This is a genomic window from Allobosea sp. 10N428 (assembly GCF_056394545.1).
Map to the genome: position 1 here is coordinate 127,518 of NZ_JBFTIC010000010.1, position 26,065 is coordinate 153,582.

The window sequence follows — 26,065 nt, forward strand, 5'->3', positions numbered from 1 at the left end:
GGCGGCCTCAGGCCTCCAGGCGCTTCATCACGATGGTGGCGTTGGTGCCGCCGAAACCGAAGGAGTTGGAGAGCACGCAGCCGAGGCCGGCATTGTCGATGCGCTTGCGCACGATCGGCATGTCAGCGAAGGCCGGGTCGAGTTCCTCGATATGGGCGCTTTCGCAAATGAAATCGTTGTTCAGCATCAGCAGCGAGTAGATCGCCTCCTGCACGCCGGTCGCGCCGAGCGAATGGCCGGTGAGCGACTTGGTCGCCGAAATCGGCGGCGCCTTGTCGCCGGCGCCGAACACGGCGCGGATCGCCTCGATCTCCTTGCCGTCGCCGACCGGGGTCGAGGTGCCGTGCGGGTTGATGTAGTCGACCTTGGCCTTCACGCCCTGCAGCGCCATGCGCATGCAGCGCTCCGCACCCTCGCCCGAAGGAGCGACCATGTCGTAGCCGTCCGAAGTCGCGCCATAGCCAACGATCTCGCCATAGATCTTGGCGCCGCGCGCCTTGGCGTGCTCCAGTTCCTCAAGCACGACGACACCGGCGCCGCCGGCGATGACGAAGCCGTCGCGGGCCACGTCATAAGCGCGCGAAGCGACGGCGGGGCGGTCGTTGAAGTCGGAGGACATCGCGCCCATGGCGTCGAAGAGGACGGAGAGCGTCCAGTCCAGCTCCTCGCAGCCGCCGGCGAAGATCATGTCCTGCTTGCCCCACTGGATCAGCTCGTAGGCGTTACCGATGCAGTGGTTCGAGGTCGCGCAGGCCGAGGAAATCGAATAGTTGACGCCCTTGATCTTGAACCAGGTGGCGAGCGTCGCCGAGGCGGTCGAGGACATGCCTTTCGGCACGGCGAAGGGGCCGACCTTCTTGGACGAACCGCTCTCACGGGCCTTGTCGTAGGCGTCGATCAGCGCGCGGGTCGAGGGTCCGCCCGAACCCATGATGATTCCGGTGCGTTCGTTGCTTACCTCGGCCGGCTCCAAGCCCGCATCCACGATCGCCTGTTCCATCGCGACCTGATTCCAGGCGGAACCGCCACCGTGAAAGCGCATGGCACGCCGGTCGAGCACACTCGCGGGATCCAGCGTGGGAACGCCGGCAACCTGGCTGCGGAAGCCGTGCGCGGCGAATTCCGCGACATGGGAGATGCCCGATTTCGCTTCGTGCAGCGAGGCCAGGACCTCCTGCGTGTTGTTGCCGATGGACGAGACGATGCCCATCCCGGTGACGACGACGCGTCTCATGCTCGCTTCACTCCAGCTGTCAGCGCGCGGCGGGCTGGCCCGCCGCTCTGGATTCATACCGCGCAAATGGACCGAGCAGCAGCTGCGCGCAAGGTCGCGGCGCGTTTTTCCTCAGGCCGCTTCCGGCTTGAACAGGCCGACGCGCATGTCGCTGACCGTGTAGATGCGCTTGCCGTCGGCCTCGAGCCAGCCATCGGCAATGCCGAGCACGAGCTTCGACTTGAAGACACGCTTGAAGTCGACGCCGTAGACGACCTTCTTGACCGAAGGCAGCACCTGGTCGGCGAACTTGACCTCGCCGACGCCGAGCGCACGGCCGCGGCCCTGCAGGCCGAGCCAGCCGAGGAAGAAGCCGGTGAGCTGCCAGAGCGCATCGAGCCCGAGGCAGCCCGGCATCACCGGATCGCCCTTGAAATGGCAGTCGAAGAACCAGAGGTCGGGCTTGATGTCGAATTCGGCGCGGACGAGGCCCTTGCCGTGCTCACCGCCCTCCTCGGCGATCTCGGTGATGCGGTCGAACATCAGCATCGGCGGCAGCGGCAGCTGCGCGTTGCCCGGCCCGAACAGCTCCCCGCGACCACAGGCGAGGATCTCCTCGTAGCTGAAAGACGACTGACGCTGCATTCCCGTTCCGCTCCTTTGCGCCGGCCGGATTCGGCAAGGCGTATTCTGCGCCGTGCCTAACACGGCGGGAAGCGGAAACGAAAGGGCACAGGCGCGTCGACCCACACGCCAACGTCAAAAACGGCGTTCGACATGCGCCAGATCAAAGCCGGCACGCCCATCATCTGCTAGGAAGCCTGCGTCATGCTTGCGGGGGTGGAGCCGAGGCCCTACATTTCCTTGGAATGATTGCAATCAATCGGCGGAGCTGCGGGCGCCCGTTGCGAACGAAGACATGAGAACGAGAATTGGCATGAGCGATCTGACTTCGCAAAACCAGGGCGACGGGTCGGTTGTGCGGCAAGGTTGCCCCTTCCACGACGTCCGGCAGAAGTTGAGACGCGTCGGCCTGCGGCCAACGCGTCAGCGCGTTTCGCTCGGCTGGGTGCTCTTCGCCAAGGGTCAGCGCCATGTCAGCGCCGAGATGCTCTATGAAGAGGCGATGAAGGAGCGGATCCCGGTCTCGCTGGCGACGATCTACAACACACTGCGCCAGTTCACCGAGGCAGGCTTGCTGCGCGAGCTGACGCTCGATGGCGCCAAGGCCTATTTCGACACCGCCGATCACGAGCATCACCATTTCGTCGTGGAAGGCGAGAACCGGGTGATCGACATCCCTGCCCAGGAGATCGACATCGCCAGCCTGCCGACACCGCCTGCGGGCTATGAGATCGCCCGCGTCGACGTGGTGGTCCGGCTCCGCAAGATCGACGGCTGAGCGGGCGAGCAAGATGCGCCCTCCCCGCCCCCTGATCTCGCGGCGGATTTTCGTGGGGCTGGCTTTCGCCGCGGCTCTTCCCGCCATTCCCGCAGCCGCCGCGCCGCAGACGCTGAGCGGAACCGTATCCTATCGCGAGCGCATGCTGCTGCCGCCGGGCGCGATCACCGAGGTCAAGCTTCTCGACGTCTCCCTGGCCGATGCACCGGCGCGCACCATCGCCGAAACCCGCGTCTCCGGGCGGCGCATCCCGGCGCCGTGGACCCTGCATTTCGATTCGCGGCAGATCGAGCCGCGGCGCAGCTACGCGCTACAGGCGCGCATCCTCGATCGCGGACAGCTGCTGTTCATCACGACCGAACGGCACAGCGTCTTCACGGGCGACCAGGACGACACCGCAATCTGGGTCCAGCGCGCGGCGACGCAGGATCAGCCTGCCGCGCCGGCCTCCTCCCCCATCGGGAGCTGGCGCCTCGCCAGTCTCGGTGGCACCGAGACACCGGGATCGATCACCACCGTCATCACCATCGCTGACGATGGCAGGGTGTCGGGCCGCGGCGGCTGCAACGGCTTCGGCGGCAACGCGACGGTCAAGGGCCGGATAATCCGGTTCTCCCGCATGGTCTCGACGATGATGGCCTGCGCACCCGATGTGATGGATCAGGAGCAGCGCTTCCTGAAGACGTTGGAGCGGGTTCACCGCTGGAGCATCGAGCGGCGCACGGGGCGGCTCGCTTTGCTCGACCGGGGCGGCCGGCCGTTGATGACGCTGACCCGGCAGTAGTCCCGGCAGCCAACAGCCTCAGTCGACCTTTTCGTTCGGATAGACACCCCAGAGCCGGTCCTGCCGGATAAAACCGATGATGTTGCCGACGCTGACGCGGCACCAGGCATTGGCGCAGGACGCGACATTCGTGACCACCCCCGCCTGCAACCGGGCAACGACATTCGCATCTTCCGAAGCGCTGGCGCGCATCGGGAACACCTCGTCCTTGTTGCGAGACCAGGGCGCCACAAGGGCTGTGCGGCGTCCGGACAACAGGCTGTGCAGCACCCACCCCTCCGTGCCATCCGCATCGCGCACACGGCGCCAGGTCTCGAACTCCGCCGTCACCTCGACCGGCAGACCGGCGCGCTGGTAGACCCAGCGGGTGCGATGCTCCTTCGACGGCCCCTCGCGCAGATTCACCCGGTCCGTCTTCAGGCTGACATAGCGCGGCACCGGCAGCCCGGTGACGGAGCCCGCCTGCATGTCCTGTGCGGCGGCGGTGAGCGACGAACCGATGAAGAGAGCGCCGATCAGGGCGATTTGGCGCATCGTCATAACTTTCATCCGCCGTTCTCTCTACTCGGCACCCTGCCCCCGGCGAAGGGTCAAGTTGTGTTCCGCTGCGCCGCCGCATAGACAACTCATACGGGGCCGCGCAACCGCTCCATTCCTGGGCCAGCAGGGTTAATGGCTGGTTGAAGGCCGAGGCGAATACGGATGACGGAAGGGTGACCGCCATGTCGAAGAAGAAACCCCTGGTCGTGGTGACGCGCAAGCTGCCCGCGGTGGTGGAAACCCGAATGCGCGAGCTGTTCGACGCCAGGCTCAACATCGACGACAAGCCGATGTCGCAGGCAGCCCTCGTCGAAGCCGTGAAGACCGCCGACGTCCTGGTCCCGACGGTCACCGATAAGATCGACGCCGCCATCATCGCGCAGGCCGGGGACCAGCTTCGGCTCATCGCCAATTTCGGCAACGGCGTCGACAACATCGACGTCGCCAGCGCCGTGCAGCGCGGCATTACCGTCACCAACACGCCGGGCGTGCTGACCGACGACACCGCCGACATGACGATCGCTCTGATCCTCGCCGTCGCCCGCCGGATCGCCGAGGGTGCCCGCGTCATCCCAGACGACGACTGGGCCGGCTGGTCCCCCACATGGATGCTTGGCCGGCGCATCACCGGCAAGCGCCTCGGCATCGTCGGCATGGGGCGCATCGGCCAGGCGCTGGCGAAGCGCGCCGCAGCCTTCGGCCTGTCGATCCACTATCACAACCGCCGCCGGGTCGACCCGCGCATCGAGGAGAAACTCGATGCGACCTACTGGGATTCACTCGACCAGATGCTGGCGCGGATGGACATCGTCTCGGTCAACTGCCCGCATACGCCGGCGACCTATCACCTGCTCTCGGCGCGGCGCCTCAAGCTGATGAAGCCGGACGCCATTCTGGTGAACACGGCACGCGGCGAGGTCGTCGACGAAACCGCCCTCGCGCGCATGCTGGAAGCCGGCGAACTTGCCGGCGCCGGGCTCGACGTGTTCGAGAGCGAGCCGGCAGTCAATCCGCGCCTGCTCAAGCTCGCCCGCCAGCACAAGGTCGTCGTGCTGCCGCATATGGGCTCGGCCACCCATGAGGGCCGCGCCGATATGGGCGAGAAGGTCATCGTCAACATCAAGACCTTCATGGACGGGCACAAGCCGCCGGATCGCGTGCTGCCCAGCATGCTCTGAGGCGCACTCAGCTCCTCCCCGAGCCCTCGCCCGCGATGCTCCGGGAGGTTCCGAGATATCTGGAACATCCTGCGAGACGGCCCTGCGGGCCTCCTTGGGATGAGAGTTCAGAGACGTCCGGCAGCCTGCGAGGCAAGCCCTCAGGCGGCGTGGAGTTCCGCGACCCGCGCAGCCTCGCCCGGCCAGTCCCGATAGGTGTCGATCACGCCGGCGGCCCCTGCCGCCAGCAGGCGTTCGCGCATGCGCGGCTTGTCATGGGCCGCTCCGGTGAAGCCCACCACCGGCATGCCYGCCGCCCGGGCGGCCTGCACGCCCGGCACGGAATCCTCCAGGACGAGGCAATTTGCCGGCTCAACAACCATCTGCCCGGCGGCGAAGAGGAAGACGTCGGGCGCCGGCTTGCCACGCGCGACCTGCGAGGCCGAGAAGACATGCGGATCGAACAGGCCGAGGAGGCCGGCCAGGCCGAGATTGCGCCTGAGCGGCTCGAGGCTCGTCGAGGATGCGACGCAGCGGCGTCCGGCGAACAACGGCAACGCCTCCCGTACTCCCGGCAGCGCCCGCAGCTCGCATTCGAGCCGGGCAGCCACGCCGTCCTCGATTCTGCGCTCGAAATCAGGTGGCAGCCGGCGGCCGAGCGCCGCTTCGATCACCTTGAAGCCGTCGGCAAGCGGAATCCCGACGAGATGCGCGTTGTAATCCTCGATCGTCCACTGCGTCAGGCCGATCTCGTGGCAAAGCACGAGGCTGACCTCGCTGTAGAGCGTCTCGCTGTCGATCAGCGTGCCGTCGCAATCGTAGATGACGAGTTCGAACGGCATCCTCGCCTCCCGGCGTTGCCGCTCAGTTCGCCCGGGCGGTATCGAATTGGCCGGTTTTGCGGAAGCGCCAGAGATAGGAGGAGATGATCGCCTCGACGGAGGTCGGCGCAACGCCGATCCCGGCGAAGTCCCGACCTTCCTTGGCCGCAGCCGCGGAAACGACATTGTCGCTTTGGAGCAGCGTCACCTGATCGCGGGTCAGGACCAGTTCGTCGGGAATCAGCCCGAGCGTCAACGTGTCCACCACCTGCAGCACGCTGCCCATGATCCGCGCCAGCGGGAAAGGCAGCGGCGCCAGCAGGCGCTTGCGGCCGGTCACGCGGCAGACCTCTTCGAGGATCTGGCGCAGACTCATGACCTCCGGGCCGCCGAGCTCGTAGACGCGCCCGCCCTGCACCGTGCCGTCGACCGCACGCGCGGCCACCGCGGCGACATCGCCGACGAAGGCCGGCTGGAATTTCGTCTTCCCGCCGCCGACCAGCGGCAGCACCGGCAGCATCCGCGCCATCGAGGCGAAGCGGTTGAAGAAGGTGTCCTCCGGCCCGAACATCACCGAAGGCCGCAGCACGACCGCGCCCGGTACGGAGGCGAACACTGCGGCCTCGCCCTCCGCCTTGGTGCGGGCATAGGCCGATGCCGATTCGGCGGTGGCACCGAGCGCCGAGACATGGACGAGTCGTGTGATGCCGGCGGCGGCGCAGGCCTGCGCTACAGCGCGCGCGCCATTCGCCTGCACAGCCAGGAAGCTCTGGCGCCCCTGCTCCTGCATGATGCCGACGAGATTGATGACGGCGTCGGCCCCCTTCACGGCGGCGGCGACCGAGGCGGGATAACGCAGATTGGCCTGCACGGCATGGATCTGGCCGACAGTGCCGATCGGCTGCAGGAAGCCTGCGAGATCCGGGCGGCGCACCGCGACGCGCACCCGATAGCCGCGCTTGACGAGCGCCCGCACGACATGGCGGCCGACGAATCCGGAACCACCGAAAACCGTGACGAGTTGCTGAGCCGGGGCTTGAAGGGCCATCGCGGGAGCTCCGTTTAGAATGCTTCTGCCCTCCTAGATCATGTTCCGCGAAAGTGGAAATCCCTTTTGCGCCGGATGCGCTCCTGGCCTGAGCATGCGGCCTTTCGCCCGAGGGCGGTTCGGCTATTCGGGCATTCCTTCGTCTTTCCGCGGGGCTTTCCGTCCACTCCGATATTCCGGGCCAGAACTCTTTCCACAGGCTGCGGACGGCCGAATGCATTTCGTTGATGCGGGCCCGTTGACAGGACGACTCGCCCCCCGTAAACGAACCGCCGTTGCCCAGGTGGCGGAATTGGTAGACGCACCAGCTTCAGGTGCTGGCGCCTGCAAGGGCGTGGAGGTTCGAGTCCTCTCCTGGGCACCACTCATCTACCAGAGTGGTGGTTTGTCAGCGCCTTAGCTGACGTTATGGGGCTATGCCTCGCCGTTGTCGTGAACAATGGCGAGCGTCGATTTCGTTGCGCTTCGGCGCCCCCATTGGGCGGAACTCCTTTTTCCATCGTCTACGTGCCCAGCCCATCCCGTCAGACCGGATGACCGGGGCGGTCGAACGCAAGCTGCGCATGCTCCCTTCATGAGCAAGGCCGGCTTGGCTTGCCGCACCGAGGTGACCCAGACATCGCGCGCCACCGCTTCCCCCGGCCGCGACGCCATGACGGCGCTGTTCATGTCTCCATCGATGGTGCCGCATGTCGTCCTCGGCATCGCCTTCCTGCACTTCTTCACGCAGATTGGCCTCTCCGGAACATTCCTCGGGCTTGTGCTGAGCCATGTCATCGTGATCCTGCCCGTTCGGATGCTCCTCTATATCCAGGACAATATCGACCCGCTCATCGCAGCCGTCTGCGCCTGCCTGATCGCCCTGACCGCGGTTCCTCTGATCGCGCTGGACAGGCTGTTCGGCCTCGACCGGCTGTTCGTCGGAACCGGAAGAGGCTGATCCCGTGCCCAGCAAATCCACAGAACCCGATATCGCCGTGATCGGCGGCGGGGTGGTCGGCGGCGCCATCGCGCTCGGGCTCGCCCGCCGCGGCGCCCGTGTCGCCATCCTCGACGAGGGCGACGCGGCCTTCCGGGCGTCGCGCGGAAATTTCGCGCTGGTCTGGGTGCAGTCCAAAGGCTTCGGCATGCCGGACTACGCGCTCTGGTCGCGCCGCTCGGCCGATAGCTGGCACGAGCTTGCCGGCATCCTGCGCCAGGAGGCCGGTATCGATGTCGCGCACAGCCAGCCCGGCGGCTTCATGCTCTGCCTCTCCGAGGCCGAACTCGACAAGCGCATCGACGCGATGCGGCGTCTCCACAACAGCCGGCCGCTGACCGATTTCCCCTATGAGGTGCTCGACCATGCCGAAACGAGGCGACGCCTGCCCGCCATCGGCAAGGATGTGGTCGGCTCGATCTACTCCCCGCTCGACGGCCATGTGAATTCGCTGAAGCTGTTCCGGGCGCTGCGCGAGGCGACGGTCCGGCGCGGCGTCGACTATCGCCCTAACAGCCCGGTCGAGCGCATCCTGCCGAAGGAAGGCGGCTTCGCGATATCGGGGCCGTGGGGCGAGATGCGCGCTGGCAGGATCGTCCTCTGCGCCGGGCTCGGCAATGCGCGGCTCGCCCCGATGGTCGGGCTCGACGCGCCGGTGAAGCCGAGCAAGGGCCAGATCATCGTCACCGAGAAGACCGAGCCCTTCCTGAGCAACCCCATGGTCACGGTGCGCCAGACCGACGAGGGCGGCGTCATGATCGGCGACAGCCACGAGGATCGCGGCTTCGACACTGTGGTCGGCCAGCCGGTCCTGTCGGCGATGGCCGAGCGCGCGGTCAGGATGTTTCCGCGACTCGCCGGCCTCAACGTGGTGCGGACATGGTCGGCGCTGCGGGTGATGAGCCCCGATGGCTTCCCGATCTACGACCAGTCCGAAACCTGCCCCGGCGCCTTCGTCGTCACCTGCCATTCCGGCGTGACGCTGGCCGCCAATCACGTCTCGACCCTCGCCCCCGCGATCCTCTCCGGCGCGCTGCCGGAGGCGGTGGCGTCCTTTACCGCGCGGAGGTTCCATGTTCCGGCCCATAGCTGAGGCGAGAGAGGGGGCGACCGGCGCCGCGAGACTCAGCTTCACCTTCGACGGCACGCCGCTTACCGGCCGCTCCGGCGACACCGTCACCGCCGCCCTGCTCGCCAACGGCATCGTCGCCTGCCGCGAGACCCCGGTCTCCGACACGCCGCGCGCACCCTATTGCCTGATGGGCGTGTGCTTCGACTGCCTCGTCGTCATCGACGGCATCGGCAACCGGCAGGGCTGCCTGGTACCTCTGACCGACGGCATGCGGATCGAGCCCCAGCATGGCCGCCGCCATCTCGCGGAGACCGGCCGATGACTCCGGCCGAAACCATCGAGCAACTCGCCGAGGGCTATGATCTCGCGGTGGTCGGCGCCGGCCCGGCCGGTCTCTCCGCCGCGACGCGCGCCGCGGGGCTAGGCCTCACCGTCCTGCTCGCCGACGAAAATCCGGCGCCCGGCGGCCAGATCTACCGCGCCGTCACCACGACGCCGGTCAAGGACCGCGCGGTCCTCGGCGCGGACTATTGGCGCGGCGCGGAGATCATCGGGCGTTGTGAGCGCTCGCAGACCACCTATGCGGCACGCTGCACCGCCTGGTCGCTCGGCCCGGACGAAACGGCACCCGGCTCCTTCGAGCTCGGCCTCTCGCTCGACGGCAAGGCCCGCATCATCGGCGCCCGGCAGATCATCCTCACCACCGGCGCGCAGGAACGCCCCTTCCCGATTCCGGGGTGGACATTGCCCGGCGTGATGACGGCCGGCGCCGCGCAGATCGCCCTGAAAGGCGCCGGCATCGTGCCGGCAGGGCGCACCGTCTTCGCCGGCTGCGGCCCCCTGCTCTATCTGCTGGCGAGCCAGCTTTCGGCCGCCGGCTGCGAGATCGTCGCCGTGCTCGACACGACACCGCGCGCCAACTGGCCGAAGGCGCTCTCCGCGCTGCCGGACTTCCTGCGCTCGCCCTATCTCGCCAAGGGGCTCAAGCTGATGGCTGCGGTGCGGCGGAAGCTGCGATTCGTGCGCGATGTGACCGGCCTTTCGGCGAAAGGCGAAGGCAAGCTACGGCAAGTCGAGTTCGAGCAAGGCGGACGACAGGGCGCGATCACCTGTGACACGCTGCTGCTGCATCAGGGCCTGATCCCGAGCGTCAACCTCTCCAACGCGGCCGGCTGCGCCCATGACTTCGACGAAGAGCAGCATGCCTGGGTGCCTCGCGTCGATGCCTGGTTCGCGTCCAGCGTGCCGGGCATCGCCATCGCGGGTGACGGAGCCGGCATCGGCGGGGCGGAGAGCGCGGCCCTTCGCGGAGAGATCGCGGCTTTGGGCGCAGCGTCGCGGCTGGGCAAGCTGAGCGAGGCCGAGCGCGACCGGCAGGCGACGCCGATCCGCACCGCACTCGCGCGCCTGCTGCATGGCCGCCGTTTCCTTGACCTGCTCTACAAGCCGGCACCGCAGTTTCTGGCGCCGCCGCAGGACGAGACCATCATCTGCCGCTGCGAAGAGGTCACCGCAGGACAGGTGCGCGATGCGGCGGCGCGCCTCGGCGTCACCGGCCCCAATCAGATGAAGGCGTTCCTGCGCTGCGGCATGGGGCCGTGTCAGGGCCGGCTCTGCGGGCCCACGGTCGTCGAGCTGATCGCCCGGACGCGCGGAACAACGCCGGCCGAGGTCGGCTATTACCGCCTGCGCCCGCCGGTCAAGCCGGTGACGTTGGCGGAGCTGGCGGCGCTGCCGCAGACCGAGGCTGCGGTGAAGGCGGTCGCGCGGTGAGATCTGCCCGGCATGCCGGCGCGCGCCACGCGCCAGCCCGCTATGGCCGGTCCGGATCGAAGTGCTTCGCAAGCTTGTGTCCGTACCCTCCATAGTCCTTCTGAAAGGCATTGGAACCAGCGGCGAAGGCGGTGACCTGCTGCGGAAACCGCGTCTCGAACATGAAGGCGAGCGTTCCCTCCAGCTTGTGCGGCTTCAGCTCGACATTGCTCGCCCGCTCGAAGGCGTCCACATCCGGGCCGTGCGGCAGCATCATATTGTGCAGCGAGACGCCGCCGGGCATGAAGCCGCCGCCGGTCTTGGCGTCGTAGACTCCATAGACCAGCCCCATGAACTCGCTCATCACGTTCATGTGGTACCAGGGCGGGCGGAAGGTATTTTCCGCCACCAGCCACCGGTCGGAGAAGATGACGAAGTCGATATTGGCGGTGCCGGGCGTCTCGGAGGGCGAGGTCAGCACCGTGAAGATCGACGGGTCGGCATGGTCATAGAGCACCGGCCCGACCGGAGAATATTTGCGCAGGTCGTATTTGTAGGGCGCGTAGTTGCCGTGCCAGGCGACGACGTCGAGCGGTGAATGGTCGATGTCGGCAACCCAGAGATTGCCGCCCCATTTCACGAACATCTTGGAAGGCGCGTCGCGATCCTCATAAGCGGCGACCGGCGTCAGGAAGTCGCGGGGGTTGGCAAGGCAGTTGGCGCCAATCGGTCCCCGCTCCGGCAAGGAGAAGGCGCCGCCATAGTTCTCGCAAATGTAGCCGCGTGCCGGCTCGCCGGGCAGCTCGACGCGGATCTTCACGCCACGCGGGATCACCGCGATCTCGCCCGGCTCGATGTCGATGATGCCGAACTCGGTCCAGAGTCTTAAACTCCCCTGCTGCGGCACGAACAGCATCTCGCCATCGGCATTGTAGAAATACTCATCCACCATCGACCGCGTGACCAGATAGACATGCGCCCCCATGCCGCCCTGGCTGCCGGCATCGCCGGCCGTGGTCATGCTGTGCATGCCCTCGATGAAGGATAGCGGCTGCGACGGTATCGGCAGCGGGCTCCAGCGCAGCGGGGCGAGCGGCAGATCGACCTCGCGGGCCGGCGCGGTGCGCCACAGCCCGATATCGGCCTTTCGGAACTGGTTCCAATGCGCCACCGTCGGCCGGATGCGGTAGAGCCAGGAGCGCTCATTGGTGGTGCGCGGCGCGGTGAAGGGCGAGCCCGAGAGCTGCTCTGCATAGAGGCCATAGGCGCAGCGCTGGGGCGAGTTGCGGCCGAGCGGCAGTGCGCCCGGCAGCGCCTCGGTCTCGAAGCCGTTGCCGAAGCCGGACATGTAGCTCGACTGGATGGCGCTCTCGACCTTGCGCACGCCTGCGGGCGGCCGAGCGGGATCCTGAACGTTCATGGTGCGACCTCCCGACGGTGATTCCCGGCGCGGCAGGTGACAACGGCCGGTGTTCGCCGGTACCCGCGCGTCAAATAAGTTGCTTTCGTAACGGTTGATTTTGTAACCAACAAGGCATGACGACGCTCGCGCTTGAACGCTTCCTGCCCTATCGCTTCAACCGGCTCAGCAGCGCGCTCTCGCTGAAATTCCGCGCTGTCTATGGGCCGCATCACGATCTGACGGTGCCGGAATGGCGCGTCCTGGCCACGCTCGGCCAGTTCGGCACGGTGACCGCGAAGGCCGTCGGCGCCCATTCCGCCATGCACAAGACCAAGGTCAGCCGGGCAGTGCGCGCGCTCGAGGAGCGCCGCTGGCTCTCCCGCCGCGAAAACGAGGCCGACCGGCGCGAGGAGAGCCTGATGCTGACGGCCGCGGGGCTGCGCGCCTATGGCGAGATCGTGCCGCGCGCACTCGCCTTCGAACAAGAAATCCTGGCGGCGCTCGGCCCGGACGCAGCCCAGCTGCTACGAGGACTGGACCGGCTGGAGGCGCGCTTGTCGGCCCCGGATGCGCCGCGTCAGAACCCTGGCGGACGCTTGTCGAAGAAGGCCTGAATCCCTTCCCTGAAATCGGCCGTTGCCGCATTGGCCATGAAGGCCCGCTTCTCCAGATCGAGCTGGGCGTCGAAGGAACCTTCCATCGCGGCCTGAATGAGGGCCTTGCTCGCCCTGTTGGCGCCGACGCTGCACTGGCTCAGGCGCTCGGCCAGCGCCTGCGCCGCGCCCGCCAGCTCGCCATCCGGCACCACCCGGTTGACGAGGCCGAGGCGCAACGCGGTGTCGGCATCGATCGGCTCGTTGAACAGCACGAATTCGAGCGCGCGGCGCGGACCGAGCAGCCGCGCGAGCGACCATGTCGTGCCGCCATCCGGGTTGGTTCCCAGTTTGGTGTAGGCCGACAGAAAGCTCGCGCCCTGAGCCGCGACGACCATGTCGCAAGCGAGCGCGAGACCGACGCCGCCGCCAGCGACAGGCCCCTGCACTGCGGCGACAACGGGCTGTGGCAGGGCTTTGATCAGACGCATCAGGGCATGAAAGCGATCGATGAGCAGGCCCGCTGTTGCAGGCGCCCCAGCAAGATCGGCATGGAAGCGGGAGAGATCCCCGCCCGCCATGAAGGAGCGGCCGGCGCCGGCGAGAACCACCGCTCGGATGTCCGAATCCGCGGCGATCGGCTCAAATGCCGCGATCAGCGCATCCGCCAGCGTCTCGTCGAGCACATTCAGCACCTTCGGCCGGTTCATCGTCACCGTCAGCACCGTGCCCTGTCTTTCGATGACGATCACGTCGTCCGAGGAATTCTGCATTGTCCCAACGCCTTTCAGATGATGCGCCGCCACTCTGCCGCTCCGGGCTCATGAAGACCAGCAGAAGGGGTCTGCTCCCAGCGCATCGCTCGATGGCGGATTTTTCTTGCGCTCCGTTCTGGCACGACCGAAGACGGATCGTCGTTCCCAGCTAACAATCCGAGGATCGCGGCGATGACCAGCCCCGCCGGCCAGGCACCCGAGGCTTTGACCGACAACGAAGCCTTTCGTCCGCATACCTCGCATTGGGGCGTATTTTCGGCGCGGATGAAGGACGGACAACTCGAGGTGCGGCCGCATCCGGGCGACCCCGACCCGAACGACATCATCCAGAACTTTCCGGGCGCGCTGCGCCATCGCGCCCGCATCGCCCGGCCGATGGTGCGCCGTGGCTGGCTGGAGAATGGGCCTGGTCCCGACGACCGCCGCGGGCGTGACGAGTACGTGCCGATGTCGTGGTCGGCGGTGCTCGACAAACTCGCCGGGGAACTGCGCCGCGTACGGGACGGCCACGGCCCCGGCGCGATCTTCGGCGGCTCCTATGGCTGGGCGAGCGCGGGGCGCTTTCATCATGCCCAGAGCCAGATCCACCGCTTCCTCAACACCTCGACCGGCGGCTATGTGAAGTCGGTCAACAGCTACTCTTCGGGCGCTTCCTCCGTCCTCGTGCCGCACATCATCGGCGACTACGAGGATCTGGTGAAGCGTAACGTCTCCTGGGAGCAGATCGCCGAGCACAGCGAGATCGTGCTCGCCTTCGGCGGCATGGCGCTCAAGAACAGCATGGTGGCCGGCGGCAGCATCAGCCGCCATGTCGAGCGCGGCGCGATGGAGCGGGCCCGGGAACGCGGCTGCGAATTCGTGCTGGTCAGCCCGCTGCGCGGCGACCTGCCGACGGAGGCCGGCGCCGAGTGGGTTGCGAACATCCCCGGCAGTGACACCGCGCTGATGCTGGCGCTCGTCCACGCGCTCGTCGTCAACGGACTGCACGACCGCGCCTTCCTCGAGCGCTACACGGCCGGATGGCCGGTCTTCGAGCGCTATCTGCTCGGAGAAAACGACGGGCAGCCCAAGGATGCGGCCTGGGCCGCTCCCATCACCGGCATGCCGGCTGAGGACATCGTGGCGCTGGCCAAGCGCCTGCACGGCAAGCGCGCGCTGATCGTCGTGGCCCATGCCCTGCAGCGCGCGACACATGGCGAGCAGCCGGTCTGGATGGGCATGGTGCTCGCGGCGGCGCTCGGGCAGATCGGCCTGCCCGGCGGCGGCTACGGCTATGGGCTCGGCGCCATCGCCTATTACGGGCGGCGCTACAACGCCGTGCCGATGCCGACATTCTCGCAAGGGAAGAACCCGGTCAGCGATTTCATCCCGGTCGCGCGCATTTCCGACATGCTGCTCAATCCGGGCTCGACCTATCGCTATAACGGCCAAACCCGGACCTATCCCGAGATCAAGCTGGTCTACTGGGCCGGCGGCAATCCGTTCCACCATCATCAGGACCTGAACCGGTTGCGGCAGGCCTTCGCCCGGCTCGATACGCTCGTCGTCCACGAACTCGCCTGGACGGCGACGGCGCGCCATGCCGACATCGTGTTGCCCTGCACGATGACGCTCGAGCGCGAGGATATCGGCGGCAATTCCAACGACCCGCTGCTGGTGCCGATGCATCCGGTCGTCGCGCCCTATGGCGAGGCGCGCGACGACTACGCCATCTTCGCCGGACTGGCCGAGCGGCTGGGCACGGCCGAAGCTTTCACCGAAGGCCGCAGCGTGCGGCAGTGGCTGGAGCATCTCTACGAGCCGACCCGCGCCGGCCTTGCCGAGAAGGGACTGCCGGCGCCCTCCTTCGCCGAATTCTGGGCGAGCGAAGGCTATGAGCTGCCGCAACAGCCCGACGATGGCGGCAATCTGCGCGCCTTCAGGCAGGATCCGGCGGGCTCGCCACTGCGGACCCCGAGCGGCAAGCTGGAGATCTTCTCCGAGACCATTGCGAGCTTCGGCGAAACGGACTGCCTCGGGCACCCGGCCTGGCTCGGCGCGACGAACATCCCCGATGCGGCCGCCCCTTACGTCCTCGTCGCCAACCAGCCGCGGACCCGGCTGCACAGCCAGTTCGACTTCGGCGGGCACAGCGGCGAGGGCAAGCTTCGCGGCCGCGAGGTCGCGCGCATGCATCCGGAAGATGCTGCCACACGCGGCATCGTCGATGGCGACATCATCCGCATCTCGAATGAGCGCGGCGCCTGCCTTGCCGGCGTCATCCTCAGCGACGGCATTCGCAAGGGCGTCGTCCAGCTGCCGACCGGCGCCTGGTACGATCCGGCCGACCCGACCGAGGACAAGCCGCTCTGCGTCCACGGCAATCCGAACGTGCTGACCCGCGATATCGGCACCTCGGCGCTGGCGCAGGGCTGCACCGGGCAGTTGACGACGGTGCAGGTCGAGCGCTTCGACGGCAATCTGCCGCCGATCCAGGCCTATGATCCGCCGGGCGGACCGGCCGCCGAAGCGGCGGAATAGGCCATCGCGGCTTGAAGCGCGGATCCGTTGTGCCGAAAGGCGTTAGCGGGTCGCGCGACAGCGCTCCACCGAAATCGTCTTCCGCCTGCCGCGAGCCCCGATGTCCCCGACCTATATCGATACCTACTACCGCCGCACACTCGCTTCGGCCGACGGCTACCATCCTGCCGAGGGGCAGATCAAAGCGGAGATCTGCATCGTCGGTGGCGGGCTGGCAGGGCTCACCGCCGCGCTCGAACTGGCCCGCGCCGGACGGTCGGTCGTGCTGCTGGAAGCGCAGCGTGTCGCCTGGGGCGCCTCGGGGCGCAATGGCGGCTTCGTCAGCGCTGGCTATGCGACCTCGCTCTCGGCCATCGAGCGCCAGGCAGGGCGTCAGCAGGCCGAGGAACTCTATCGCCTGACCCTCGAAGGCGTCGGCATCGTCCGGCGCAATATCGAAAGCCTCGGCATCGCCGACGCCGCGCCCTCGCCCGGCATCATGCGGGTCGTGCGCCATGATGGCGGCGCGGCGCTGCAACAGGAGCGCGACGCGCAAGAAAAGCGCTTCGGGCGCAATCTGCGCTATCTCGGGCGGGAAGAAACGCGCGGGCTGCTGCGCTCGCCGAAATACCACGCCGCGCTGGCAGACGACGACGCCTTCCACTTCCATCCGCTGAACTATGCGCACGGCCTTGCTCGCGAGCTCGTGCGGCTCGGCGGCGTGATCCATGAGGGCTCGCCGGTCCTCTCATGCGAGCTGGAAGGACCGGTGAAGCGTCTGCGCACGGCGCAGGCCACCATCGAGGCGGAGCAGGCGCTGTTGACCACGGGCGGCTATACCGGCGGCCTGTTCGCGCCGTTGAAGCGCGCCTTTCTGCCGATCGCGACCTATGTGCTGCTGACCGAGACGGCGCCGGAGTTGATCCGCGAGGCCATCCGGACCAGCGCAGGCGTTGGCGACGACCGGCGCGCCGGTGATTACTACCGATTGGTCGAGGGCGGCTCCCGCATCCTCTGGGGCGGCCGCATCACGACGCGCACGACCGAGCCGCGCGATGTCGCCGCGCTCCTGCGCCGCGAGATGGTCACAACCTATCCGCAGCTCTCGGAACTCAAGGTCGAGCTCGCCTGGTCGGGCCTGATGTCCTATGCGCGCCATCTGATGCCGCAGATCGGGCAGTATCGCCCGGGTGTCTGGTACTGCACCGCCTTCGGCGGCCACGGCATGAACACGACAGCGGTCGGCGGCACCGTCATCGCCGAGGCGATCCGGGGCGCGAGCGATCGGTTCAAGCTGTTTGCCCCATTCGGCCTCGCCTGGAACGGCGGGCCGTTCGGCACCGCCGCGGTCCAGCTGACCTATTGGCGCTACCAGGCGGCCGATTTCCTGCGGGAACGCCGGCAGTAACGGCAGGATCGGCGCCAGGGCGGTTCCTCGAATCGTAGCGGTGCTCTTCAACAGTCGGGAAATAACTCCACGCTAACGATGATTCGGGGCGTTCCGTCCGCGCGTCTGCTCGACCGCGATTGGGCCCCACTGCGCGTCGATGAGAGATTGAACCATGAAGAGCCTGACGATACGCCGCCGTATCCTGCTCAGCTTCGCCGCCGTGATGGCAGTGATGTCTGCCATCGCGGCGCTCTGCTATGTGTGGTTCCTGCAGACCGAGCGCGAGGCGCTGACCGTCGAGACCAATACGGTGCCCGGCCTCTATTACAGCGCGCAGCTGACCACGGCCTGGACCGGAGCCCGCGGCCTCATCCGCGAATTCCAGCTTTCCGACACGGCGGCGGAAAGAACCCGCGCGAGCGATGCCATCCTCGCGAGCAGGGAGACGATGCGCTCCCTGCTGAAGGCGTATCAACCCACCATCGACTCCGAGGAGGATCGCAAGAACTACGCCGAGGCGCAGCGGCTGTTCGAGCAATATGTCCCGATCGAGGACGCGATGCTCGCGTCCTCGAAGCTCGCGGCCACCAATGGGCAGGCGATCGATCAGAGCGCGATGGTGAAGGACCAGATCGAACCGCTCGCGACCCGGCTCGGCAGCGCCCTCCGGACCATGATGGAGTTCAACAAGACCGAGGCCGACGACTCGACCCGCAACATCGTCCGCATCGTCCGCGCCGCCGAGTTCGGGCTGATCATCGCTTTCGTCGTCGCGCTCGGCGTCGCTATCCTCTGCGGCTATCTGCTGTTCCGGGCGATCACCGTGCCGCTCGGCAAGCTGCTGGGCATCGTCGAGGTGATGCGGCGCGGCGATTTCAGCGAGAGGCTCGCCCTCGCGCGGCGCGACGAATTCAGCACTCTGGCGGATGGCGTCAACGCCATGGCCGACGACCTGGCCGGGCTGATCGGGCAGATCCAGAAGTCGAGCATCCAGGTCAACACCTCGATCACGGAAGTCGCCGCGACATCGAAGGAGCAACAGGCAACGGCGAGCGAGATCGCCGCCACCACGACGGAAATCGGCGCGACGTCCAAGGAGATTTCCGCGACCTCGAACGAGCTCGTGCGGACAATGGACGAGGTCTCCGCCGTGGCCGAGCAGACCGCGACGCTTGCCGGCGGCGGCCAGGCGGGCCTCGCGCGGATGGAGGCCACAATGCATCAGGTGATGGAGGCGGCCGGGGCGATCAACGCCAAGCTCGCGATCCTCAGCGAGAAGGCCGGCAACATCAATCAGGTCGTCACCACCATCACCAAGGTCGCCGACCAGACCAACCTGCTGTCGCTGAACGCCGCGATCGAGGCGGAGAAGGCGGGGCAATACGGGCGCGGCTTCGCCGTCGTGGCGACCGAGATTCGCCGCCTCGCCGACCAGACTGCCGTCTCGACCTACGACATCGAGCAGATCGTCAAGGACATCCAGTCGGCCGTCGCCGCCGGCGTGATGGGCATGGACAAGTTCTCCGAGGAGGTCCGGCGCGGCATGCAGGATGTCCAGCAGGTCGGCGGGCAGCTGTCGGAAATCATCGAGCAGGTGCAGGGGTTGGTGCCGCGCTTCGAGGTCGCGAACGACGGCATGCAGGCACAGGCGACCGGCGCCGGCCAGATCAGCGAGGCGCTGGCACAGCTCAGCGAAGCAGCGCAACAGACCGTCGAATCCCTGCAGCAATCCACCCTGGCGATCGACGAGCTGAACCAGGTGTCGAGCGGGCTGCGAAGCAGCATCTCGCGCTTCAAGCTCCGGGCCTGACGGAGGCGCGAACGGGAGCGACAGATGCTGTTCCTGATGTTCCAGCTCGGGGCGGATCGCTACGTGCTCGACACCGTGCAGGTCGAGACCGTGCTGCCGCTGCTGTCCGTGAAGCAGCTACCGGCCGCTCCAGCCGGTGTCGCCGGCGCGATCAGCTATCGCGGCACGCCCGTGCCGCTGATCGATCTCTCCCTGCTCGCGCTCGGCCGCCCGGCTGCGCCATTGCTGAGCACCCGGATCATCCTGCTGCACTATCCGGCGGAACAGGGAGATCCCAGGCTCCTCGGGCTGATCGCAGAGCGTGCCATCGAGACAATTGCGCGCGACCCCGCCGATTTCACCACCTCCGGCGTCGAGGCCGGGACGCCGGCCTATCTCGGACCGGTCGCGGCCGACGAGGGGGGCCTCATTCAGTGGATCAGGGCGGAAGCGCTGCTGCCACCGGAGATCCGCGACATCCTGTTCCGGCAGCTGACGGCAGAGCCGTGATGGAGAAGGGCGCGGCCACCGGCGACTTCGAGCGTATCCTTAGGGAGATGATCGGGCTGAGCATCGAGACAGTCGGCCCCTCCGTCATCCGCCACGCCCTGACGCGGCGCATGACGGCTTGCGGGCAGCCCGACCTCGAGGCCTATCGGCGCTACTTCGCTGAGAACGAGAGCGAGCGCCAGGAACTCGTCGATTGCGTCGTCGTGCCGGAAACCTGGTTCTTTCGCGATCGCGAGGCCTTCGCCGCGATGGCGCGCAAGGCACGCGAGCTGCGGCGCGAGGGCCGCCCGCTCCGGCTGCTGAGTCTGCCCTGCTCGACGGGCGAAGAGCCCTATTCCATGGCGATGGCGCTGTTCGATGCCGGATTCGAGCCGAAGGATTTCGCGATCGACGCCATCGATGTCAGCAGCCGCAACCTCCTGCTGGCCGAACGGGCCCTCTATGGGCGGAACTCCTTCCGCGGCAGCGACCTCGCGTTCCGGGCACGTTACTTCGAGGCGCTCGAGGGAGAATTTCGGCCGCATGAGCTCGTGCGGCGGCAGGTCCGGTTTTCGCTCGGCAACGTCCTCGATCCGGCGCATGCGCCCGGGCGCGACGCGTACGACATCATCTTCTGCCGCAACTTGCTGATCTATTTCGATCGCGAGACCCAGGCCGCCGCCCTTGCGGTGCTGCGTCAGGCCTTGACCCCGGAGGGGTTGCTGCTCGTTGGGCCGGGAGAGTCTGGCCTGCCCTCCCTGTACGGCTTCACGGGCGCGCGCCTGCCGCGCGCCTTCGCCTTTACGAAGGCCCCTGCTCCGCCGGGCATCGAGACCATGGCGCGCCCCGCACCGGCACCGCAGGCGCGCCGTAAGCCGCCGGTTTCCATGCTCTCCGGCGCTGCCCCGCCACAGAAACATCGACCCTTCACGGCTCCGCTGCAGAACGCATCGAAGGCCTCGGCCGTGCCGCCCGATGGCGAGGCTGCGGGACTTGCCGCCATCGAGAATGCCGCCAATGCCGGGCGCCTCTCCGAAGCACGCGTCGCAGCGGAGCGCCACATCGCCGCATTCGGCCCGTCGGCGCAGGTCTTCTACCTGCTCGGCCTCGCCCAGGATGCCGACAACGCCGGGGAGGCCGCCGCGGGCAATTACCGCAAGGCGCTCTATCTTGCGCCGGACCACCGCCAGGCGCTGGCGCAGCTCAAGCTGCTGCTGCAGCGCCGCGGTGACGAGGCGGGCGCCAGGGCGCTCGCCAACCGGCTCGATCGGCTGACGAAGAGGAGCGGAACCTGATGTCCGTCGCAGTCGACATCACGCCTGAGCCGGCGAGCGGCATCAATGAATGCTGGCGAAAGATCGGCGTCCGGGGCGACCAGTCCTGCCCCGAGCTCGAGGCGCATCTGCATTGCCGCAACTGCCCGACCCATGCGCAGATCGCACGCCAGCTGCTCGATCGGGCGGTGCCGCAGGGCTACCGCGAGGAATGGACCCGCTTCTTCGCTCGGCCGGCCGGCGACGGCGCGAAACGGGACGCGCTCAAGACCGTCCTGATCTTCAGGATCGGAGCGGAGTGGCTCGCCCTGCCGGCCACCGCCTGCCAGGAGATCGCTGAGCCGCGCCCGATCCATTCGCTGCCCCACCGCCGCAGCAGCGCCGTTCGCGGCATCGTCAACGTCCGTGGCGAGTTGCTCGTCTGCGTCGCCCTGTCCGAACTGCTTGGGATCGATGCCGACGCGGTGCCCCGGACAAGCGAGCGGATCACGGCCTTCCGCCGTCTCGTCGTGGTCGGCGCCGAAGGCCGGCGCTCGGCCTTCGAAGTCGACGAGGTCCACGGGCTCTACAGCTTCGACCGGAATGACCTTGGCATGGCCCCCGCCACGATCGGCAAGGCCGCCGCGAGCGCCGTCGCTGGCGTCATCGCCTGGAATGGCCGGGCGGTGGGCTGTCTCCACGACGGAAGGCTGGCCGGGCTGATCGACCGGAGCATCGCATGAGCGGCGAGGATTTCAGCGAGTTCTCCCTGCTCGAGCTGTTCCGCGCCGAACTCTCCACGCAGTCTCAGGCCCTGACGACCGGGCTTCTGGCACTGGAGCGCGATCCGGTGGCGGCCACGCATCTGGAAGCCTGCATGCGGGCTGCGCATTCGCTCAAGGGCGCAGCGCGGATCATCGATCTGACTCCTGCCGTACGGATCGCCCATGAGATGGAGGAGTGCCTGGTCGCGGCGCAGCACGGAAAGCTGCGGCTTAACCACGGCCACATAGATACCCTGCTCAAGGGCATCGATCTTCTGGCAACCCTGTCCTCCGACGAGGGCCCCGACGCAGCCGAGGCGGAGCGGCGGATCGGCGGCTTCATAGCGGCGCTTCAGCAGGCTTCCGCCGGCGGCGTACCGGATGGCCCCGAGAGCGCCGGACCCGCGCCCGAACAGAATACCGCCCCGCTCACCGAAAGCAGCACGCTGTCGACGTCTGCCGAGACCGGCTCGCCCCCCCTGTCCGACGACGGGCAGGGCGGCCGCATGGTCCGGGTCACGGCGGAGAGCCTCAATCGTCTGCTCGGCCTCGCCGGCGAGTCTTTGATGGCATCCCGGCGCCTGCGACCTTTCAACGACGGGCTCTTGCGGCTGCGGCGAGCGCAGGCCGAGCTCGCCCGGAGCGTCGACGCCCTCCAGACCGCGCTGCCGGCCGCGACGACCGATCCGCACGCGCTGCAGGCGCTTGAGGCCGTGCAAATCAGGCTGCAGGAAAGCCAGGCGATCCTGAGCGAGCGGCTCGACGAGTTCGACGTGGTCGACCGGCAGGCCACCGATCTTGCCAGCCGGCTCTACGACGAGACGCTGGCAAGCCGCATGCGGCCCTTCGACGACGGCGTCCGGCACTTCTCCCGCACGGTCCGGGACATCGGGAGGGCGCTCGGCAAGACGGTTCGCCTCGACATCGTCGGCGGCACGACGAGCATCGATCGCGATATCCTGGAGCAGCTCGACGCCCCGCTCGGCCATCTCTTGCGCAACGCGGTCGATCACGGGCTCGAAACGCCCGAGGAACGGCGCGCAGCCGGCAAGCCGGCCGAAGGCGTCATCCGCCTCGAAGCACGGCATCATGCCGGCCTCCTGCAGATCATCGTCTCGGATGACGGCCGCGGCATCGATCTCGACGCTTTACGGCAAGCGACGCTCGAACGTGGCTTCAGCACGACTGAGACCGTCCACGATCTCAGCGAGGCGGAGCTGCTGGAGTTTCTCTTCCTGCCCGGCTTCTCGATGAAGCCGACGATCAGCGACATCTCCGGGCGTGGCGTCGGCCTCGACGCAGTCCAGGCAATGGTGCGCCAGACGCGTGGACAGGTCGAGATCACCTCGCGGCTCGGCCATGGCACCCGCTTTCAGCTACAGCTACCGCTGACATTGTCCGTCATCCGGGCCTTGCTCGTCGAGATCGCCGGGGAGCCGTACGCCCTCCCGCTTGCCGCGATCACGCGGGCGCTGCGACTGCCGCTGGAACGGATCGCCTCGCTCGAAGGCAGGCCGCATTTCCAATTCGACGGCCGGCAGGTCGGGCTCGTCACCGCGCATGAGGTTCTCGGGCACGGCGAGCCCAGCGCGGCCGGGGCCGACCTCGCGGCCGTCGTCGTCGGCCAGGGCAACGACATCTATGCCATGGTTGTCGATCGTTTCCTCGGCGAGCACGAACTCGTAGTGCGTCCGCTCGATCCACGGCTGGCCAAGGTCAAGGACGTCAGCGCCGCCGCCCTGATGGAGGACGGGTCCCCCGTGCTGATTCTCGATGTCGAGGATCTGATCCGCTCGATGGAGAAGCTGGTTTCGAGCGGTCGCCTGAAGCCGCTGGAGCACCGGGCGGAACGCGCCGCGCAGAGGCAGCGCAAGCGGATCCTCGTCGTCGACGATTCGCTTACCGTGCGCGAGCTGGAACGGAAGCTGCTCGCCCATCGCGGCTTCGAGGTCGAGGTCGCAGTCGACGGGATGGATGGCTGGAATGCCGTCCGGTCAGGCGCGTTCGACCTCGTCGTGACCGATATCGACATGCCCCGCATGGACGGAATCGAGCTCGTGACCCTGCTCAAGAAGGACAATGGCCTGCGGAACATCCCGGTGATGATCGTTTCCTACAAGGACCGCGAGGAGGATCGGCGCCGAGGCCTCGACGCTGGCGCCGATTACTATTTGACCAAGAGCAGCTTCCACGACGAGACTTTGCTCCACGCCGTCGAAGATCTCATCGGCGAGCCGTGAGCGCCCGCATGAAGGACCTCCCATGAGAGTCGGCCTGGTCAACGATCTGCCCATGGCCGTCGAAGTCCTGCGACGGATCGTGACGTCGACCGCGGAGCACAAGGTCGCCTGGATCGCCATGGACGGGTCGGAGGCCGTGGCGGCCGCCCGGCGCGACCTTCCCGATCTCATCCTGATGGACCTGAACATGCCGGTCATGGACGGCGTCGAGGCCACCCGGCAAATCATGGCCGAGACCCCCTGCCCGATCCTGCTCGTCACGGCCAGCGTGGATGCCAATGTCTCGGGCGTCTACGAGGCCATGGGCTATGGCGCGCTCGACGCCGTCGACATCCCCGTCATCGGCGCGAATGGCATCGCTTCGACTCAAGGCGGCGCGCTGCTGGCGCGCATGTCGGCGGTCGGCCGTCTTGCCAGCGACCTGCCGCGAACGCTGCGCAAATCGCGCCCGCCGGCGCCCCGCAGCGCCTCGACGCAGCAGCTCGTCGCCATCGGAGCCTCCGCCGGGGGCCCCGCGGCCGTCGCAACCCTGCTCGCCGGGCTGCCGCAGGGCTTCTCGGCGGCGATCGTTCTCGTCCAGCACCTTGACGCGCAGTTCGTCCCGGGCTTCGCGAGCTGGCTCGAACAGCAAAGCGGGATCGCGGTGCGCGCTGCCCTGCAAGGAGACCGTCCCGTACCGGGCAGCGTGCTGATCGCCGCCAGCGCGGACCATCTCGTCTTCACCTCGGCAGATGAGCTCGGCTACCGGGCGGAACCGCGCGACTATGCCTATCGCCCCTCGGTCGATGCCTTCTTCGAGAGTGTCGCACAGCAATGGCGCGGAAGCGCGGTCGGCGTGCTGCTCACCGGCATGGGGCGGGATGGCGCCCGTGGATTGAAGCTGCTGCGCGACAAGCACCATTTGACAATCGCGCAGGATCAGGCGACCAGCGCCGTCTACGGCATGCCCAAGGCAGCTGCGGCCATCGGCGCCGCCACCGAAATTCTGCCCCTGACCGCAATCGCGCCGCGCCTCGCCGAGGTCTGCGGCCAGCCGGCGCTCTAGAAGGCTTACCATGGCAGGCGAACCCACCACCTCCTCCCCCGATGCCCCGCTCCCCGTCGACAATTATCTGGCGATGGTGCTGCTCGTGGACGATCAGGTCATGGTCTGCGAGGCGGTCCGGCGGGCGTTGACGCATCAGGGCGACGTGGACTTCCACTATTGCACGGACCCGCTGGACGCGATCGAAGTAGCCCAGCGCGTCAAACCGACCGTTATCCTGCAGGATCTGGTGATGCCCGGTGTGGATGGGCTCGATCTGGTGCGGCGCTATCGCAAGCACCCTGCGCTCCACAGCGTGCCGGTCATCGTGCTGTCGACCAAGGAAGACCCGGCGATCAAGAGCGAGGCCTTCCAGGCCGGCGCCAACGACTATCTGGTGAAGCTGCCGGACAAGATCGAGCTGATCGCGCGCATCCGCTACCACACCCGGGCCTATATCGATCACCTCCAGCGCGACGAGGCATACCGGGCGCTGCGCGAGAGCCAGCGCGAGCTCATGCGCGCCAATCTCGAGCTTGAGCGACTGACACGGATCGACGGGCTGACCGGACTCGGCAACCGCCGCTACTTCGACGAGTATCTCGCAGCCGAGTGGAAACGGGGCGTGCGGACCGGCAACCCGCTCTCCGTGCTGATGATCGATGTCGATCATTTCAAGCGCTACAACGACGCCTATGGCCATCTCGCCGGCGACGACGTGCTGAAGCAGGTGGCCGGCGTGATCCAGAACGGTGCGTGCCGCTCGACCGACCTCGCCGCCCGGTTCGGCGGCGAGGAATTCGTCGTGATCCTGACCGATGTGCCGCCCGAGGGCGCGGCCCATGTGGCGGAGGCCATGGTCCAGGGCGTGCGCGACCTGAACATTCCCCATGGCTCCGGGCGCGTGACGATCAGCGTCGGCGTAGCGACAGCCTGGCCGAGCGCCGAGACCGGCCCTGGCGGCCTCGTCAATGCGGCCGATCTCGCACTGTTCCGGGCGAAGAACGGCGGGCGCGACCGCGCGGTATTCTCAGAGGCGGCGCCGGCGGCGGGAGGCTAGCCGGCGCAGCCCTGGTAC

At 67.5% G+C, this 26,065-nt stretch carries 23 protein-coding genes, 1 tRNA gene and 1 pseudogene; 18 read left to right on the plus strand and 7 right to left on the minus strand.

The window, feature by feature from the left end; genetic code table 11:
* Positions 1-7: 7 nt before the first annotated feature.
* Together fabB and fabA are read right to left on the minus strand one after the other, a co-directional pair.
* Positions 8-1,234 carry a beta-ketoacyl-ACP synthase I gene (gene fabB / locus AC1DDA_RS23895; protein ID WP_476797658.1) on the minus strand — a complete coding sequence of 409 codons (1,227 nt, stop codon included), beginning with the start codon at positions 1,232-1,234 and terminating at the stop codon, positions 8-10.
* A gap of 111 nt (positions 1,235-1,345) precedes the next feature.
* Positions 1,346-1,858 carry a 3-hydroxyacyl-[acyl-carrier-protein] dehydratase FabA gene (gene fabA / locus AC1DDA_RS23900; protein WP_441513589.1) on the minus strand — a complete coding sequence of 171 codons (513 nt, stop codon included), beginning with the start codon at positions 1,856-1,858 and terminating at the stop codon, positions 1,346-1,348.
* Between the two features lie 292 nt (positions 1,859-2,150).
* Between fabA and irr the strand changes: the two genes are divergently transcribed.
* Together irr and AC1DDA_RS23910 are read left to right on the plus strand one after the other, a co-directional pair.
* Positions 2,151-2,615 (plus strand): Fur family transcriptional regulator Irr, encoded by a 465-nt coding sequence (gene irr / locus AC1DDA_RS23905; RefSeq protein WP_476797659.1) that lies wholly within the window; start codon positions 2,151-2,153, stop codon positions 2,613-2,615.
* Between the two features lie 13 nt (positions 2,616-2,628).
* Positions 2,629-3,399 carry an META domain-containing protein gene (locus AC1DDA_RS23910; RefSeq protein WP_476797660.1) on the plus strand — a complete coding sequence of 257 codons (771 nt, stop codon included), beginning with the start codon at positions 2,629-2,631 and terminating at the stop codon, positions 3,397-3,399.
* 18 nt (positions 3,400-3,417) lie between these two features.
* Here the strand turns inward: AC1DDA_RS23910 and AC1DDA_RS23915 are convergent, their stop codons facing one another.
* Complete coding sequence (locus tag AC1DDA_RS23915) at positions 3,418-3,939, minus strand: SH3 domain-containing protein (protein WP_476797661.1); 522 nt, start codon at positions 3,937-3,939, stop codon at positions 3,418-3,420.
* Positions 3,940-4,121: 182 nt separating this feature from the next.
* On the opposite strand from AC1DDA_RS23915, the gene AC1DDA_RS23920 reads away from it, so the two are divergent.
* Positions 4,122-5,117, plus strand: coding sequence for a 2-hydroxyacid dehydrogenase (locus tag AC1DDA_RS23920; RefSeq protein WP_265058007.1), 996 nt, complete (start codon positions 4,122-4,124; stop codon positions 5,115-5,117).
* Between the two features lie 140 nt (positions 5,118-5,257).
* On the opposite strand, the gene AC1DDA_RS23925 is transcribed toward AC1DDA_RS23920, so the two are convergent.
* Together AC1DDA_RS23925 and AC1DDA_RS23930 are read right to left on the minus strand one after the other, a co-directional pair.
* Positions 5,258-5,938 carry an HAD family hydrolase gene (locus AC1DDA_RS23925; protein ID WP_476797662.1) on the minus strand — a complete coding sequence of 227 codons (681 nt, stop codon included), beginning with the start codon at positions 5,936-5,938 and terminating at the stop codon, positions 5,258-5,260.
* Positions 5,939-5,960: 22 nt separating this feature from the next.
* On the minus strand, positions 5,961-6,965 hold the full coding sequence (locus tag AC1DDA_RS23930) for a complex I NDUFA9 subunit family protein (RefSeq protein WP_476797663.1): 1,005 nt from the start codon (positions 6,963-6,965) through the stop codon (positions 5,961-5,963).
* A 277-nt stretch (positions 6,966-7,242) separates the two neighbouring features.
* Between AC1DDA_RS23930 and AC1DDA_RS23935 the strand changes: the two genes are divergently transcribed.
* The 5 genes and pseudogenes from AC1DDA_RS23935 (at position 7,243) to AC1DDA_RS23955 (ending at position 10,789) form a co-directional block, all read left to right on the plus strand.
* Positions 7,243-7,329: transfer RNA gene (locus AC1DDA_RS23935), tRNA-Leu, on the plus strand.
* A 254-nt stretch (positions 7,330-7,583) separates the two neighbouring features.
* Positions 7,584-7,905, plus strand: a pseudogene (locus AC1DDA_RS23940) (hypothetical protein); the annotation flags it as partial.
* 4 nt (positions 7,906-7,909) lie between these two features.
* Positions 7,910-9,037, plus strand: a complete 1,128-nt coding sequence (locus AC1DDA_RS23945; RefSeq protein ID WP_476797664.1) for an NAD(P)/FAD-dependent oxidoreductase — start codon at positions 7,910-7,912, stop codon at positions 9,035-9,037.
* Entirely contained in the window at positions 9,018-9,338 is a 321-nt protein-coding gene (locus AC1DDA_RS23950; RefSeq protein ID WP_476797665.1) for a (2Fe-2S)-binding protein, read from the plus strand. Before AC1DDA_RS23945 ends, AC1DDA_RS23950 begins: the two co-directional genes overlap by 20 nt.
* Positions 9,335-10,789 carry an FAD-dependent oxidoreductase gene (locus tag AC1DDA_RS23955; protein WP_476797666.1) on the plus strand — a complete coding sequence of 485 codons (1,455 nt, stop codon included), beginning with the start codon at positions 9,335-9,337 and terminating at the stop codon, positions 10,787-10,789. Before AC1DDA_RS23950 ends, AC1DDA_RS23955 begins: the two co-directional genes overlap by 4 nt.
* 40 nt (positions 10,790-10,829) lie before the next feature.
* Here the strand turns inward: AC1DDA_RS23955 and hmgA are convergent, their stop codons facing one another.
* Complete coding sequence (hmgA, locus tag AC1DDA_RS23960) at positions 10,830-12,188, minus strand: homogentisate 1,2-dioxygenase (protein WP_476797667.1); 1,359 nt, start codon at positions 12,186-12,188, stop codon at positions 10,830-10,832.
* Positions 12,189-12,304: 116 nt separating this feature from the next.
* On the opposite strand from hmgA, the gene AC1DDA_RS23965 reads away from it, so the two are divergent.
* Positions 12,305-12,784 (plus strand): MarR family winged helix-turn-helix transcriptional regulator, encoded by a 480-nt coding sequence (locus tag AC1DDA_RS23965; protein WP_476797668.1) that lies wholly within the window; start codon positions 12,305-12,307, stop codon positions 12,782-12,784.
* Here AC1DDA_RS23965 and AC1DDA_RS23970 read toward each other — a convergent pair.
* A complete protein-coding gene (locus tag AC1DDA_RS23970; RefSeq protein WP_476797669.1) occupies positions 12,748-13,536 on the minus strand; it encodes an enoyl-CoA hydratase/isomerase family protein in 789 nt (262 codons plus the stop codon). The two genes, AC1DDA_RS23965 and AC1DDA_RS23970, sit on opposite strands and share 37 nt — an antisense overlap.
* Positions 13,537-13,710: 174 nt before the next feature.
* Here AC1DDA_RS23970 and AC1DDA_RS23975 point away from each other — a divergent pair, with 174 nt between their 5' ends.
* From AC1DDA_RS23975 to AC1DDA_RS24015, 9 genes are all read left to right on the plus strand, one after another.
* Entirely contained in the window at positions 13,711-16,059 is a 2,349-nt protein-coding gene (locus AC1DDA_RS23975) for a molybdopterin guanine dinucleotide-containing S/N-oxide reductase (RefSeq protein ID WP_476797670.1), read from the plus strand.
* 100 nt (positions 16,060-16,159) lie between these two features.
* Positions 16,160-17,446: an NAD(P)/FAD-dependent oxidoreductase gene (locus AC1DDA_RS23980; protein WP_476797671.1), complete on the plus strand. Its 1,287-nt coding sequence runs from the start codon at positions 16,160-16,162 to the stop codon at positions 17,444-17,446.
* A 154-nt stretch (positions 17,447-17,600) separates the two neighbouring features.
* Positions 17,601-19,238 carry a methyl-accepting chemotaxis protein gene (locus AC1DDA_RS23985; RefSeq protein ID WP_476797672.1) on the plus strand — a complete coding sequence of 546 codons (1,638 nt, stop codon included), beginning with the start codon at positions 17,601-17,603 and terminating at the stop codon, positions 19,236-19,238.
* Positions 19,239-19,262: 24 nt separating this feature from the next.
* Entirely contained in the window at positions 19,263-19,727 is a 465-nt protein-coding gene (locus tag AC1DDA_RS23990; RefSeq protein WP_476797673.1) for a chemotaxis protein CheW, read from the plus strand.
* On the plus strand, positions 19,727-21,001 hold the full coding sequence (locus tag AC1DDA_RS23995; protein ID WP_476797674.1) for a CheR family methyltransferase: 1,275 nt from the start codon (positions 19,727-19,729) through the stop codon (positions 20,999-21,001). The genes AC1DDA_RS23990 and AC1DDA_RS23995 overlap by 1 nt, the downstream gene beginning before the upstream one ends.
* Positions 21,001-21,702, plus strand: coding sequence for a chemotaxis protein CheW (locus AC1DDA_RS24000; protein WP_476797675.1), 702 nt, complete (start codon positions 21,001-21,003; stop codon positions 21,700-21,702). Before AC1DDA_RS23995 ends, AC1DDA_RS24000 begins: the two co-directional genes overlap by 1 nt.
* A complete protein-coding gene (locus AC1DDA_RS24005) occupies positions 21,699-23,963 on the plus strand; it encodes a hybrid sensor histidine kinase/response regulator (RefSeq protein ID WP_476797676.1) in 2,265 nt (754 codons plus the stop codon). Before AC1DDA_RS24000 ends, AC1DDA_RS24005 begins: the two co-directional genes overlap by 4 nt.
* 22 nt (positions 23,964-23,985) lie before the next feature.
* On the plus strand, positions 23,986-25,008 hold the full coding sequence (gene cheB, locus AC1DDA_RS24010; protein WP_476797677.1) for a chemotaxis-specific protein-glutamate methyltransferase CheB: 1,023 nt from the start codon (positions 23,986-23,988) through the stop codon (positions 25,006-25,008).
* A 10-nt stretch (positions 25,009-25,018) separates the two neighbouring features.
* The gene (locus AC1DDA_RS24015) at positions 25,019-26,047 is read left to right on the plus strand and encodes a GGDEF domain-containing response regulator (RefSeq protein ID WP_476797678.1); all 1,029 of its coding nucleotides are present in this window, start codon (positions 25,019-25,021) and stop codon (positions 26,045-26,047) included.
* Positions 26,048-26,065 lie beyond the last annotated feature (18 nt).